Here is a 10,985-nt window from a genome sequence, read left to right on the forward strand (position 1 = left end):
TCCGGTTCATCGGTGAGGCTCGCGCTGTGCCTGCCGCGCCTCCCATTCGGCCAGCTCGACGCGATAGCGCGCGAGCGCTTCGTCGTACAGGTCGAAGACGCACGGCGAGCAGCCGCTGTTGCAGCAGTCTTCCAGTTCGGGTTGTACAGGTGGGGTCGGACGGGGATCGTCGACGGACGGATCTCCGGAAACTTGGTTCGGCACGGCGTGGTCCGGTAATGTGGAATGGTCAGTATAGGGCGATCCGGGCCGCCGCCGCGTTCGGCAGGCCGGGCGGATCGACGATGAACGCGCCTATCATGGCGCGATCGCCGCGCGCGGCATGCCGCTGCGTTTGGCCGTATTTCGATCCCACAGGAGCTGCGCGATGGCCGAAGCCGTGAATCCACCGACAGTCTGGGCGCCGTTCGGCGCGTTCTCGATGGCCATGATCCAGGGCGACGGCCGGATCGTGCATCTGAAGGGGCAGGTCGCGCTCGATCGCGACGGGCAGGTAGTCGGCGCCGGCGACATGCGCGCTCAGGTTCGCCAGACGCTCGACAACATTCGCGACGTGCTGGCCGCACTGGGCGGGCAGATGCGCGACGTGATCTCGCTCGTCCATTACGCTACCGACATCGACGCATTCATGCAGGCCGGCGATATCCGCAACACCTGCTTCGCCGCGCCCTATCCGGTGACGACGACCGTCCAGGTCGAGCGTCTCTACCATCCCGACCTGCTGATCGAAATCGCGGCCATCGCCGAAATTCCGTTGGCGCGGTTTCGTCGCCCGCTATCGCATGCGTGAAGCGTCTCGGGCCCGCGTGAAAACGCGCGCCGGTCACGGCTTTCCCGACCGGCGCGCGCTTGCCAGCAACTCGCTCGCTTACTTCGCGGGCGCACCCGGCTTCACCGCCCCCGGCTTGTCGGCCAGCGGCTGCCACGCGGCGCCGAGCGAATACCAGTCGACGCGGCGCGTGAGCGTCATGATGCCGGCGAGAATCGCGAACAGCAGCAGCGAACCGAGCATCAGCGCATTGTCCTCCGACAGCAGCAGCCCGTAGAGCGCGGCGTACAGCATCGCGAGCAGCGCCGCGAACGTCGCGCCGCGCTTCACGCTGTGCAGCACGAACGACAGATAGAAACCGAGCAGCCCGATGCATGCGCCGCTCGCCGCGAGATACGCATAGCCGAACGCAATATGTTCGGACAGGCTCAGCAACAGCAGGAAGAACAGCGCGAGCGACAGGCCGACCAGCGTGTACTGGATCGGGTGAATGCGCAGCCGCTTCACGAGCTCGTACATGAAGAAGCTCGCGAACGTGAGCATCACGAACAGCGCGCCGTATTTCGTCGCGCGTTCCGCCTGCAGATAGACGTTCACGGGTTCGATCACCGACACCGACGCCATCTCGATCCCGCCGTCGCCGTTGCCGTTGCCGGACGCCACTTGCTCGCGCGCCTTCGTATTGAACGACGTCACGTGCCAGTTGCCGACGAAGCCGCGCGCATCGATTTTGCGCTCGGCCGGCAGGAATTCGCCCCCGAAGCTCGGATGCGGCCACGTCGATTTCAGCGAGAAGTCGTTCTGGTCGCCCACCGGCGCGAACGCGACCGATTCCGCGCCCGCCAGCGGCAGGCCGATGCTGAACGGCACGACCGTCGCCCCTGCGTTTGCCTGCGCCAGCGCCGCGAGATCGACGTTCGCATGCACGCCCTGGCGCAGGCTGTCGAGCCGCGTACCCTGCTCCACGTCGATCCGCTTGCCGCCGATGCGCAGGTCGGGCTGCGCCTTCAGCCCGCGAAGGTCGCCGATGCCGAGCGCGACATACGTGCCGTCGATCCTGAAGCTCACGTGGCCGTCCGCTTGCGGCAGCTTCTTAAGGTCCGGCAGCGGCAGCGTGCCCGTCATCCGGCTGTCGAGCCCGTACACGAGCGCCTTGTGAATGCCGCGATAGCGCTCGCTGACCGACAGCGTGCCGTCGACGTTCAGCGTCTTCGGGAACACGAGCAGCCGTTTCATCTCGCTTTTCAGGGTGGTTTTCGCCTTGCCGCCGGCGCGCGCGTCGTCGCTCACGCGCGTGACTTCCGTGTAACGGACGACGAGCACCGGCCCCGTCACCGTCTGCGGCCCCGCGTAGCTCGCCCAGATGCTCTGCAGCGCGCTCTGCCGATAGTCGGCGCGTTCCCGCACGATGCTCTGGACCATCTGCAGCGGGATCAGGATTGCCAGCGCGAGAAACGCGGTAATCATGGACTTGAACAACAGGACTCGATTCATTGCTGGCAGGTACCGGAGTGGAAGGTACGGTCAGCATGAGCGGCCCCGGTGAAGGGCGATTGAAGCCGGCGTGAAGCGAATGTGTGGCGAGCGTGAAGCGGGCGGTCAGCCGGCCGACGGCAGCGTGAGCGTCGCGCACGCGCCGCCCTCCGCGCGGTTCGCGAGCGCGACCTGGCCACGGTGCAGCATCGCGACTTCGCGGACGAAGCACAACCCGAGGCCCGTGCTGCGATCCTGCCCGTCGGGGCGCGGCAGCGAATAGAAACGCTCGAACACGCGCGACAGCGCATAGTCGGGCACGCCGGGGCCGTCGTCCGCGACGCGCACGACCGCGACGTGCGCCCTGCCCGCCGGCTGCCGCTCGAGCGCGATCCGGATCGTGCTGCCCCGCGGCGCGAAATCCAGCGCGTTGTCGAGCAGGTTGCCGAGCGCCTGCCGTAGCAGGAACGGATCGCCGTCGACGACCGCCGGATCGGCCGCATCGTTCGCCTCGATCCGCAGGCTCACGCCGCGCTGCCGCGCGCGCGGCTCGATATCGTCGACGAGCTGTTCGAGCACCGGCCGCAGCGCGACCGGCTCGTGCACCGACAGGCGCTGTTTCTGCTCGACCTCGGCCAGCGCGAGCAGCTTGCGGATCATCTGTTCGAGGCGGCCGGCCTGGCGGCGGATGTTCTCGGTGAAACGCCGGCGGTTCGCGACCGGCATGTCTTCCTGCAACAGCTCGGCCGCGCCGCTGATCGCGGCCAGCGGGCTCTTCATCTCGTGCGTGAGCGTGTGGATGTAGGTTTCGACGTACTGCCGGTCTTCCAGCCGCTGATGCATGCTTTCCACCGCGCGCCCGAGCTCGGCCAGCTCGTTCGCGCCCTGCAGCGGCATCGACGCGCGCTCGCCGGCCGCGATCGCACGCGCATAGCGCTGCAGACGCCGCAACCCGAGCACCAGCCACCACGTGCACGCGGCGCCGATCAGGATCGCACCGCCCATCAGCAACGCGCCGTACAGCATGATCTTGCGCTGGCTGCGCGCGATGAACGGCGCGACCGTCTGGTTCGGCTTCGCGATCGTCAGCACGCCGATGATCTCGTTGCCGCGCCGGATTGGCGCCGCCACGTGCATCACGGTGCTGCCGTCGTCGTTCGGATCGCTGCGCGTGCTGCGTGCGCCGTATTCGCCGCGCAGCGTCCGGTACACGTCGTTCCAGCGCGAGTAGTCCTGCCCGACCGCGCTACCGGCCGAGTCGTAGCGCACGATGCCGTGCGCGTCGGTGATGTAGAGACGGTAACCGATCGCGTTCTTCTGGATGCCCCACACGTTCGCGCTGACCGGGCGCTCGTGCAGTTTCCCGAGCTGCCGTGCGAACGCGCCGTCGGCGATATGTCCGTTCGCCATGTCGTCGGCGGCCAGCGTCGCCAGCACTTGCGCGGTATCGACGAGCGTGTCCTCCATCGCTTCGCGCACGCCGGGCTTCACCTCCCGAATACGCGCAGCGTGATCAGCGCGGCCAGGCCGACGATCAGGAAAAAACCGAAGAAGATGCGCAGGCCGATATGCATGGGCGGTGCCGGTCGTTACGGTTGCAGCGAATAGCCCATTCCGCGATGCGTGCGGATCGGGTCGCGCTCGGGATCGATCGCGCGCAGCTTGGCGCGCAGCGTCTTGACGTGCGTGTCGACCGTACGGTCGGCCGAATCGAGCGCCTCGTGCCACACGAGATCCATCAATTGTTCGCGCGAATAGATGCGCCCCGGATGCCGGACCAGCAGCGCCAGCAGCCCGAATTCGTAGCGCGTGAGGTCCAGCGCGTGGCCGAGCCACGACACGCGCGCACCGTCGGCGTCGAGAGTGAAGCCGGCGGCGACCGGTGCAGGCGCGTCGGCCGGCGTGGTCACGGGCGCCGGTTCCAGTGTGGTCACGGGCGCCGGTTCCGGTGCGGCCGCCCGGTGGAAGCGGCGCAGGATCACGCGCACCCGCGCGGCCAGCTCGCGCGGCGAAAACGGCTTGACGACGTAATCGTCGGCGCCGATCTCGAGCCCGACGATCCGGTCGATCTCGTCGTGCCGCGCGGTCAGGAAAATCACCGGAACATCGGTGAACGTGCGCAGCCGCCGGCATACCTCGAAGCCGCCGAGGTCAGGCAGGCCGACGTCGAGCACCACGAGATCGACACGCGTGTCGCGCAGGCGCTCGAGCGCCGCCTGCCCGAGCGTGCAGTGGACGGTCTGCATGCCGTCGGTGCCGAGGGCATAGACGATCGTGTCCGCGATCGCCTGTTCATCTTCGACGATCAGGATGGTGGGCTGAGTCATGGTCTCGGGTTCGGGTCGCGCAATCCGGTGCGACATTGTACGCACGGCCGGCCCCGGCGAGCCCCTCCCCGGCGCGCTACGCGACGCGGCCGCTCACCGGAATCGACGCACCGGTGATCGCCTGCGCGTCGTCCGACAGCAGGAATCCGATCGTCGCCGCGAGCTGTTCGGGCCGCACCCAGCGCGAGAAGTCGGCGTCGGGCATGTCCTTGCGGTTCGGCGGCGTGTCGATGATGCTCGGCAGCAGCGCGTTCACGGTCACGCCGCGATCGAGCAGTTCCGCCGCCAGCGCCTCGGTGAGCCGCGCGACACCCGCCTTCGCGGCCGCATACGCGCCTATCCCGGCGCCGGCCTTGAACGCCGCACCCGCGCCGATGTTGACGATGCGGCCGGCCTGGCTCGCCGCCAGATACGGCAGCGCGGCCTTCGATGCGTTCAGCGCCGTCTTCACGTTCAGTTCGTACATGCGGTCCCACGTGGCGGCGTCGCCGTCGGCGATCGTCTGCCACGCGAATGCGCCGGCGATGTTCAGCAGCGCGTCGACCCGGCCGAATTCGCGGTTGACCGTGTCGAGCGCCTGCGCGGCGGCCTGCGGATCGACGAGATCGATGCCGCCGATGCGCAGCGCATCGGCCGGCACGCCGGGCAGCGCCTGCGCCGCCGGGGCCGCGCCGCGGCCGATCAGCGCGACGCGCGCGCCGCGCGCGCCGAGCCATGCGGCCGTCGCGACGCCCAGATGACCGAAGCCGCCGGTGATCGCGACTGCCTTGCCTTTCAGGTCGTGTTCCATCGATGTGTTCTCCTGGATCGAGGATGATGGGATGAAATGCCGACAGCGTAGCGCCGTTCACGCGTTCGTGCGCACGGCGATGCGGGTGCGGTGATGCGGTCCGTCCGTCGTTTCGCCGTGGTTACCGGGCGCCGGCGCGGCGGCGGCATCGCGAGACGGATCGCAATCCATGCATCGCCGGAGAAGCCCGGCAAGCGCGCAGTCGGACGGCCGGGCATAATGCGCGATGCCCGCCAGGCGTGGCGCGCGGCACGACGGCCGGGCCGGCCTGCCCGCCGCCCGTGTCACCGCCAGCTCGCATCCCGAACCTCAACCCGTCCATCCCATGCAAGTACTCGTCATCGGAACCGGCAAGCTCGCCAACGAGTTGCTCGGCTCGCACAAGCTCGACCCGGCCACCTGTCGCGTGATGCCATGGTCGGACGGCACGCGGACCGACACCCGGTCGATCGTCGTCCATGCCGGTTCCGGCCGCGAACTCGCCGCGGCGATCGCGTTCTGCCAGGCCACCGCGTCGCCGCTCGTCGAGTTGTCGACCGGCTCCGACCTCGAAACCGGGGCGTACGGCTTTCCGGTCGTGCTGTGTCCGAACACGAACATCCTGATGCTCAAGTTCATGAGCATGCTGGAAACCAGCGGCCACCTGTTTCGCGACTGCGAGATCAACGTGACCGAATCGCATCAGGCCGGCAAGACGTCCGTCCCCGGCACGGCCGTCGGCATCGCCCGGTCACTCGGCGTGCCGCCGGAAGACATCCGCTCCGTGCGCGACCCGGCCGTGCAGCGCGGCGAATTCGGCATCCCCGACGATCAGCTCGGCCGCCATGCGATTCACCGGATACGCATCGACGACGGCGCATGCAGCCTCCAGTTCGAATCGCGCGTATCCGGCGCGACGCCCTATGCGGATGGCGTATCGCGCATCGTCGAGGCCGTCCGGCAGCACGATCTCGAGCATCGTCGCTATTCGATCGTCGAATTCATCCGCAACGGCTGGCTGTAGTCGCGGCGGCAGTGGGCGGCACGGGCTCGCATCGTGCGGGGCCGCACGCCGACGCCGGCACGGCCTCGCCGCAACCACCGCCCTCGCTGGCTCGCCGCTACCCCAGCACCGCGCCGCTCTCCGGCAAGGTTGCTCCGCCGTCGACGACGATCGTCTGCCCGGTGATGTATGCCGCATCGGCCGAGGCGAGAAACAGCATCGCGTTCGCGATGTCCTCCGGTTCGCCCATCCGTGCCAGCGGAATGTCGCGTGCGATTTGCGCCGCGACCGACGCGTCGCCGAGATTGCCGGCCGCCGGCGTGCGGATCATCCCCGGTTCAACGCCGTTGACCGTCACGTTGCGGCGCGCCAGCTCCAGCGCCGCCGCCCGAATGAAGCCGTTCACGCCGGCCTTCGACGCCGCGTAATGCGCGAGCCCCGGATAGGCGACGCGCGGCCCCGTCACCGACGACGTGACGAGCAGCCGCCCGGCCCCCGCGCGCTCGAATGCCGGTAACGCGGCCTGCGCAAGCCAGAACAGCGCCGACAGGTTGACCGACAGCGTGCGCTGGAGCGTCGGTTCGTCGATCCGGACGAACGGCGTCAACGGAAAATACGCGGCATTGTGGACGACGACATCGAGCCGTCCGCCGTCACGCTCGACCGCCGCGACGAGCGCACCCAGTTCATCGCGGCTCGCGGCATCGACCCGGTATGCGCGTGCCTCGCCGCCCGCGCCGGCCAGTGCGTCGGCCTGCGCGGCTGCCGCGTCGCCGTTCAGGTCGGCGACCGCGACGAACGCGTCGGATTCCGCGAAACGGCGCGCGATCGCCGCGCCGATCCCTTGCGCGGCGCCCGTGACAAGCACGACACGCCCGCTGAAATCCGCACGCAGGCGGCCGCTGCCCGGCACGGCCGTCATCGCCGCGCCTCGCCGCCGAGCGGGTGCACGGTTTCGTTCAGCACCTGCGCGTAAGCGCCGATCTGGAAATTCGACAGCGTGCCGAAATCGCCGCCCTGATAGCCGAAGATCTTGCCGTCGGTCTTGCGCTGCGCAAGGTCGATCAGCACGACACCGAGCGTCGGCACCACCTTTTCGCGCCACACGAACAGATACAGCGCGTCCGCGATCCTGAAGTAATGACAGCGGTCGACATCGGCCAGCCCGCCTTCGACGCCCTGCAGGCACTGCCACGCGTAGAAATTCTCGTTCAGGTAGATGTGCTCGTAGCATTCGGTCGGGCTGTAGCGGTACATCGTCCGCTTGCCGATCAGCTCGCGCGTGGGCGCATGCAGCGGCCCCGGCCGGGCATGGCCGCCGAGCGTGCCGTGCCGGAATTGCACATCGACGGCCGTCAGCGGCAGCCCGCGCGCGACGCGCGTGAACGCATCGATGCGCGTGTCGGCTTCCGTCGGCAGCGTACCGACGACCGACGTCCACACGCCGGTGTCGAGATCGATCACGAGGCTCACCGAGGTCGCCCGAGCGGTGGCATCGATGTAGTCGACGAAGTACAGGCCGTCCCGCAGCCGCGTCACGCGGCACGACGCGCGGCCGCCCGTATCGGTCGCCGTATCGCGCCACTGCAGCGCGCCCGGCTCGAACGTATAGAGGCGCCACGTGCCCGATGCGTCGCCGAGCGTCAACGTCCGCCCGACGAGCGCGTCGACGGGTGCGAGGACGTTCGCTTCCGGCGCGAAGCCGTCCGCCAGCGCGCCCACCTGAATGAATACCGGATCCTGTCGTTCCACCTGCCGTCTCCCGCGCAGCTTCAGGCCCGGCGGGCCGTGTACGCTGCTCACGTGCACATGGTGCGGGCTGCGCGCGCGGCGCGGTATCCCCCAAAAGGATGAAGGGCGCGCGGCGCCGGAACGCGCTAAAGTGCACGTGATCCGCGCCGCAACCGGCGCGAGGAGCACCCATGCACCGTGTCACCCACTACCGACGCACCGGCGAAGGCATCGAGGCAATCAGCCTCGAATCCGATCGCGCGTTTCCGCGCCACGCGCACGACGAATTCGGGGTCGGCGTGATCATCAGCGGTGCGCACCGGTCGTGGAGCGGCCGCGGGCAGGTCGACGCGCTGGCCGGCGACGCGATCATGGTCAACCCCGGCGAGATGCACGACGGCTCGCCGCTCGAAGCCAGCACCGGCCGGCGCTGGCGGATGCTGTACCTCGCCCCCGCGCTTGTCGCGGGCGTCGCGGCGGAAGAAGGCCTCGGCGGCGTCGAGCTCGCGCATCCAGCCGTGCGCGACGCGCGGCTCGCGGCCGCCGTCGGCCGTCTGCATGCGCGCATCGTCGCAGGCGAAACCCAGCCGCTGGCCCGCGACGAAGCGCTCGTGATGCTCGTCGCAGGTTTGCTCGCCCGACACGCAAACCGCACGCTGCCGGCGGCGGGCGTCGCGCCGGCGGTCCGCGTCGCCCGCGAGCGGCTCGACGCAGCGCCGGGCGCAGCCGTGTCGCTCGCCGAGCTGGCCGACCTGAGTGGCGTCAGCCGCTTCCAGTTGCTGCGCGGCTTCGCGCGCGAGCTCGGCATCACGCCGCATGCGTATCTGGTTCAGCAGCGCACGCGGCTGGCGCGCGCGCTGCTGGCCAGCGGCCTGCCGATCGCCGATGCCGCGGTTGAAGCCGGCTTCGCCGATCAGAGCCACCTGACGCGCGCGTTCGCGCGCCAGTTCGGGATCACGCCGGGGCGGTTCACGCAGGCGGGTTAAGTAACGCCATCGCCCGCGCAGCGCGGGGCCGCCGGGCACATTGCATTCGAAGGCGGTGGCCACCTCGATGGCAGCCGCGACCTATTACGTCGGTGCTTGTCGACGGCACACCGCATTCCACGCCTCTCCCGCTGCAATTTCGTTCAAGACGCATCCTGCCGCCGTACGCGACGATGCGGCGCATGAAGACACGACTGATCGGCTATCTCTATCTCGCCGCCGCGATGGCGGGCGTCGGCAGCACCGTCATCGCGAGCCGCCTCGCGGCCGGCGGCCTGCCGCCGTTCGCGGCCACCGCGCTGCGCTTCCTGATCGCGACCCCGCTGCTGTTCGCGCTGATGCGCGCGCAGCGCATGCGCTGGCCGCGCATTTGCGCACGCGACGCCGTGCTGCTCGTCATCCAGGCCGCGGCGGGCGGCGTAGGCTATACGGTGCTGCTGATCAGCGGCATGAAGCTGTCGTCGCCGCTCGATGCGGGCGTGATGCTCGGCACGCTGCCGGCCATGTCGACGCTGATCGCGGCCGTCGTGCTGCGCGAGCGGCAGACGCCGCGCGACTGGCTGGCCGCCGCGCTCGCCACGGCCGGCGTGCTGTTCGTCACGTTCGCGCCGGGCCACGCGATGCCGTCGCTCCAGACGCTTGCCGGCGATGCGCTGGTGCTGGCGGCCGTCGCCTGCGAAGCGGTCTTCATCCTGCTCAACCGGCGGCTTGCCGCGCCGTTGCCGCCGCTCGCGCTTTCCACCGCGATGTCGGGCCTCGGCTTCGTGCTCGCACTCGTGCCGGCCGCGTTCGAATGGCGTGCGGTGGCGAGCGGCTGGACCGTCGGCGCCGTGTCGGCGATCGTGTACTACGCGTTGATCCCGACCGTGCTCGGCTACCTGTGCTGGTATGCGGGTTCGGCACGCACGAGCGGCACCGAGGCGGCCCTGTTCACGGCGGTCGCGCCGGTTTCGGCCGTGCTGTTCGCGGTCGCGCTGTTCGGCGAAACGCTGACCGGCACGCGTGTCGCCGGCATTGCGCTCGTCGTCGCCGGCATGCTCGTCGGCGCGACGCGACGGCGCAAACCGCCCGTCGAATCACGCGGGACGCTCGTCGCGCAGGCCGCTCCCGACTGACCCGCGTTCATCGCGTCCCGCGGAAACGGCGGCGGCCTCCTGCCGTCGCATCGCCCGTCGATTCCCGCCATCCCGCCTTCCCACAACGCGGCCGGCGACTGTAGGAATGTGTCCGCGCACCGCAAAACCGTTGCGCGCGACTGCGCAAGATGCAATATTCGCGTGGCCGGACCCTTTGACAACCATCCAACAACAATCCGCCACGCAATGAACAGGAAGGAAGCCAAAACAAGAATCGCGGTGCTGCTATCCGCGGGAACGAGGAAGGCCGATGCACTGGCCGAACTGTCCGGACAGGGGCTCAAGGATCGCGTGCTCGCGCACCTGATCGCGTCGCGCCCAGACCCCGAACGCTGCCGCAAGAACAAGGTGCACATCCGAATCCTGATCGCGCTCGGCATCGCCCAGCTGGTCATCAGCCTGTTGCTTGCGTACTACTTCTTCGCATCGGGCGCCGGCGGCGTCCTCGTCACCGTCTTCCTTGCGCTGACCGTGCCGCTGTCGCTGCTGTTCATCTGGGGCTTCGCGACCAATCGTGTCGGCGCGTATCACGCGTTCATCCTGCTGTCGCTGCTGCAGATGCCGAAGACCGTCGCCGATCTCGGGCGCGATCCGTCGGCCGCGTTGCCGAGCCTCGCGATCACGGTCGTGCTGGTCGGTTACGTGTGGTTCGTCCGCAACCGGTTGTTCCCCGACTACGGCTGGTTCACTCCGCGCAAGGTCGAAGGCCGCTACGCGTTCGTGGAACGCGCCTGACGCCGGCGTCGACGTGGACGTAAAAAAGGCGCCGGGCCGTCCCGCAATCGCGGGAC

Annotated in this window: 11 protein-coding genes and 1 pseudogene; 5 read left to right on the forward strand and 7 right to left on the reverse strand. The window is 69.1% G+C overall.

The genetic code is table 11. The features are described 5' to 3' along the window. Nucleotides 1–6 precede the first annotated feature (6 nt). Nucleotides 7–204 carry an oxidoreductase-like domain-containing protein gene (locus tag HWX09_RS19325; protein ID WP_006492647.1) on the reverse strand — a complete coding sequence of 66 codons (198 nt, stop codon included), beginning with the start codon at nt 202–204 and terminating at the stop codon, nt 7–9. A 163-nt stretch (nt 205–367) separates the two neighbouring features. Between HWX09_RS19325 and HWX09_RS19330 the strand changes: the two genes are divergently transcribed. Continuing rightward, nucleotides 368–790, forward strand: coding sequence for a RidA family protein (locus HWX09_RS19330; RefSeq protein ID WP_027781067.1), 423 nt, complete (start codon nt 368–370; stop codon nt 788–790). A 78-nt stretch (nt 791–868) separates the two neighbouring features. Here the strand turns inward: HWX09_RS19330 and creD are convergent, their stop codons facing one another. The 4 genes and pseudogenes from creD to HWX09_RS19350 all read right to left on the reverse strand — a co-directional run bounded on the left by creD (nt 869) and on the right by HWX09_RS19350 (nt 5,359). Continuing rightward, on the reverse strand, nt 869–2,263 hold the full coding sequence (gene creD, locus HWX09_RS19335; RefSeq protein WP_027781068.1) for a cell envelope integrity protein CreD: 1,395 nt from the start codon (nt 2,261–2,263) through the stop codon (nt 869–871). Between the two features lie 105 nt (nt 2,264–2,368). After that, nucleotides 2,369–3,816: pseudogene (creC, locus tag HWX09_RS19340) on the reverse strand (two-component system sensor histidine kinase CreC). Nucleotides 3,817–3,831: 15 nt separating this feature from the next. Next, the gene (creB, locus tag HWX09_RS19345) at nt 3,832–4,569 is read right to left on the reverse strand and encodes a two-component system response regulator CreB (RefSeq protein ID WP_027781069.1); all 738 of its coding nucleotides are present in this window, start codon (nt 4,567–4,569) and stop codon (nt 3,832–3,834) included. A 76-nt stretch (nt 4,570–4,645) separates the two neighbouring features. After that, nucleotides 4,646–5,359 (reverse strand): SDR family NAD(P)-dependent oxidoreductase, encoded by a 714-nt coding sequence (locus HWX09_RS19350; protein ID WP_027781070.1) that lies wholly within the window; start codon nt 5,357–5,359, stop codon nt 4,646–4,648. Between the two features lie 325 nt (nt 5,360–5,684). Between HWX09_RS19350 and HWX09_RS19355 the strand changes: the two genes are divergently transcribed. Next, a complete protein-coding gene (locus HWX09_RS19355) occupies nt 5,685–6,362 on the forward strand; it encodes a hypothetical protein (protein WP_027781071.1) in 678 nt (225 codons plus the stop codon). A gap of 97 nt (nt 6,363–6,459) precedes the next feature. Here the strand turns inward: HWX09_RS19355 and HWX09_RS19360 are convergent, their stop codons facing one another. Together HWX09_RS19360 and HWX09_RS19365 are read right to left on the reverse strand one after the other, a co-directional pair. Beyond that, the gene (locus HWX09_RS19360) at nt 6,460–7,263 is read right to left on the reverse strand and encodes an SDR family oxidoreductase (RefSeq protein ID WP_027781072.1); all 804 of its coding nucleotides are present in this window, start codon (nt 7,261–7,263) and stop codon (nt 6,460–6,462) included. Next, nucleotides 7,260–8,093, reverse strand: a complete 834-nt coding sequence (locus HWX09_RS19365) for a molybdenum cofactor biosynthesis F family protein (RefSeq protein ID WP_027781073.1) — start codon at nt 8,091–8,093, stop codon at nt 7,260–7,262. The genes HWX09_RS19360 and HWX09_RS19365 overlap by 4 nt, the downstream gene beginning before the upstream one ends. Before the next feature lie 170 nt (nt 8,094–8,263). Between HWX09_RS19365 and HWX09_RS19370 the strand changes: the two genes are divergently transcribed. From HWX09_RS19370 to HWX09_RS19380, 3 genes are all read left to right on the forward strand, one after another. Continuing rightward, the gene (locus tag HWX09_RS19370) at nt 8,264–9,058 is read left to right on the forward strand and encodes an AraC family transcriptional regulator (protein ID WP_027781074.1); all 795 of its coding nucleotides are present in this window, start codon (nt 8,264–8,266) and stop codon (nt 9,056–9,058) included. Between the two features lie 182 nt (nt 9,059–9,240). Then, a complete protein-coding gene (locus HWX09_RS19375; RefSeq protein ID WP_027781075.1) occupies nt 9,241–10,173 on the forward strand; it encodes a DMT family transporter in 933 nt (310 codons plus the stop codon). 207 nt (nt 10,174–10,380) lie between these two features. Next, entirely contained in the window at nt 10,381–10,929 is a 549-nt protein-coding gene (locus tag HWX09_RS19380; RefSeq protein ID WP_027781076.1) for a hypothetical protein, read from the forward strand. Nucleotides 10,930–10,985 lie beyond the last annotated feature (56 nt).

This window comes from Burkholderia sp. BCC1208 (assembly GCF_902833095.1).
Classification (GTDB): Bacteria; Pseudomonadota; Gammaproteobacteria; order Burkholderiales; family Burkholderiaceae; genus Burkholderia.

Bases quoted from the DNA above. Each gene is read 5' to 3' on its own strand.
- creD (WP_027781068.1), bottom strand. From the start codon at position 2,263: ATGAATCGAGTCCTGTTGTTCAAGTCCATGATTACCGCGTTTCTCGCG.
- HWX09_RS19360 (WP_027781072.1), bottom strand. From the start codon at position 7,263: ATGACGGCCGTGCCGGGCAGCGGCCGCCTGCGTGCGGATTTCAGCGGG.
- creB (WP_027781069.1), bottom strand. From the start codon at position 4,569: ATGACTCAGCCCACCATCCTGATCGTCGAAGATGAACAGGCGATCGCG.
- HWX09_RS19380 (WP_027781076.1), top strand. From the start codon at position 10,381: ATGAACAGGAAGGAAGCCAAAACAAGAATCGCGGTGCTGCTATCCGCG.
- HWX09_RS19350 (WP_027781070.1), bottom strand. From the start codon at position 5,359: ATGGAACACGACCTGAAAGGCAAGGCAGTCGCGATCACCGGCGGCTTC.
- HWX09_RS19355 (WP_027781071.1), top strand. From the start codon at position 5,685: ATGCAAGTACTCGTCATCGGAACCGGCAAGCTCGCCAACGAGTTGCTC.
- HWX09_RS19370 (WP_027781074.1), top strand. From the start codon at position 8,264: ATGCACCGTGTCACCCACTACCGACGCACCGGCGAAGGCATCGAGGCA.
- HWX09_RS19330 (WP_027781067.1), top strand. From the start codon at position 368: ATGGCCGAAGCCGTGAATCCACCGACAGTCTGGGCGCCGTTCGGCGCG.
- HWX09_RS19375 (WP_027781075.1), top strand. From the start codon at position 9,241: ATGAAGACACGACTGATCGGCTATCTCTATCTCGCCGCCGCGATGGCG.